Here is a 1,532-nt window from a genome sequence, read left to right as displayed (position 1 = left end):
CCATGGTAGCCGCGCAGAAAGAACGATCGGCAAAGACTGCGGCAAAGAGAAAAAGTCTCGGCGAGCAAGAGTTGCGACACCGCGTGCGAGCTGGCGAGAAGAAGATGCTTGCCGAGCTGATGACCTGGACTGAAGACACTGAGCAAGCGTCGGTGATCGCCGGGTGTCTGCGATACCTGCACTCGCTCGGACCCGCTGGAGCATCTGAAGCGCTTCGTTCGCGCCACAAAATAGAAGTTCACGAAAACGTGGCGGCAGAACTATACCTTCTCGGTCAACGCAAAGCGTCACGGCTCGACGCCGAAGAAGCATAACCCATCACACTTAAACGAATCACGCCAGACGGCGAGGCGAAGCCATGGCCGCTTACTACAACGAAATTGACCCCTACGCCGCTCAGTGGCTGAGAAATCTCATAGAGGCCGGACACATAGCGCCAGGCATTGTAGATGAAAGGAGTATTGAAGATGTCCATCCAAGCGACCTGCGCGAATTCACGCAGTGCCACTTCTTCGCCGGAGTCGGTGTTTGGTCCCTCGCCCTTCGGCGCGCCGGCTGGGCAGATGATCGATCTGTTTGGACCGGTTCCTGTCCTTGCCAGCCTTTCAGCGCGGCAGGCGCTGGAGCTGGGTTTGCGGACCCAAGACACCTTTGGCCAAGCTTCGCCTGGCTCATCAGCCAGTGCAAACCTGCAGTCATCTTTGGAGAGCAGGTTGCGAGCAAGGCTATCGAGCCTTGGGTCGACCTTGTACAGGCTGACCTGGAAGCCTTGGAATACGCCTTCGGGGCCGTCCCGTTTCCGTCTGCGGGCGTCGGTGCGCCGCACATCCGAGACCGACTCTACTGGGTGGCCGACGCCGAAAGCATGCGACGGGAAAGGGGGGACATACGAGCAAGCGGAGAACTGTCGAAGATCGGAACTCAGGATTGCAGTGGCATTAGCGGGGTGGCCTACCTGCACGGCGGCAGATGCGCATCGAGGCTTCAAGGACGCTCGCCCATGGGATACGGGCCGCCCTCTGAACCAGATAGTGGCCCTTGCGGGCTGGCCAACGCCGATGGCAGGAACGCCGGCGCAGAACGGCAACAATGCGGCTGGCAACACGGACAGCAGCCGGAAAACAGTTGGCCTTTTGTCGCAACTGACGTGCCCGGCCCGGTTAACGGTTTCTGGCGTGCTGCTGACTGGCTCGGATGCAGGGACCATCTCTGGCGCCCCGTTGAACCCGGCACATTCCCGATGGCAAATGGGCTTACCGGCAGAGTGGGACGACTGCGCGCCTACGGAAACGCTATCAACGCTGAAGCGGCGACGCAATTTATAGCAGCCTACCTCGAAACATAATCCCCCACTCCGCCGCCCGGGCATGGCCCGGCATAGGACGCCCCATGCCCACAGAAAACAGAAATCACCCTGATGACCATGCCGCGATTGAGCGGCTGCACCAGCAGTACGTCGGCAAGATCGAGCGCTTCTCTGATGAGTTGATGGTGTTTCAGGACGCCGCCTACGCGATGGGCCTGGATCGCGG

General features: G+C 60.1%; 2 protein-coding genes. Both read left to right on the top strand.

The features are described 5' to 3' along the window. On the top strand, positions 1-314 hold a 314-nt coding region (locus BMX68_RS24940), incomplete at its 5' end, for a hypothetical protein (RefSeq protein WP_017131118.1). A 44-nt stretch (positions 315-358) separates the two neighbouring features. Then, on the top strand, positions 359-1,345 hold the full coding sequence (locus BMX68_RS24935) for a DNA cytosine methyltransferase (protein ID WP_017131117.1): 987 nt from the start codon (positions 359-361) through the stop codon (positions 1,343-1,345). The last annotated feature ends 187 nt before the right edge of the window (positions 1,346-1,532 follow it).

Source organism: Pseudomonas agarici (assembly GCF_900109755.1).
Taxonomy (GTDB): domain Bacteria; phylum Pseudomonadota; class Gammaproteobacteria; order Pseudomonadales; family Pseudomonadaceae; genus Aquipseudomonas; species Aquipseudomonas agarici.
Note: the sequence above shows the minus strand (reverse complement) of the source record. Positions and strands in the feature narration are given on the sequence as shown.

Bases quoted from the DNA above. Each gene is read 5' to 3' on its own strand.
- BMX68_RS24935 (WP_017131117.1), top strand. From the start codon at position 359: ATGGCCGCTTACTACAACGAAATTGACCCCTACGCCGCTCAGTGGCTG.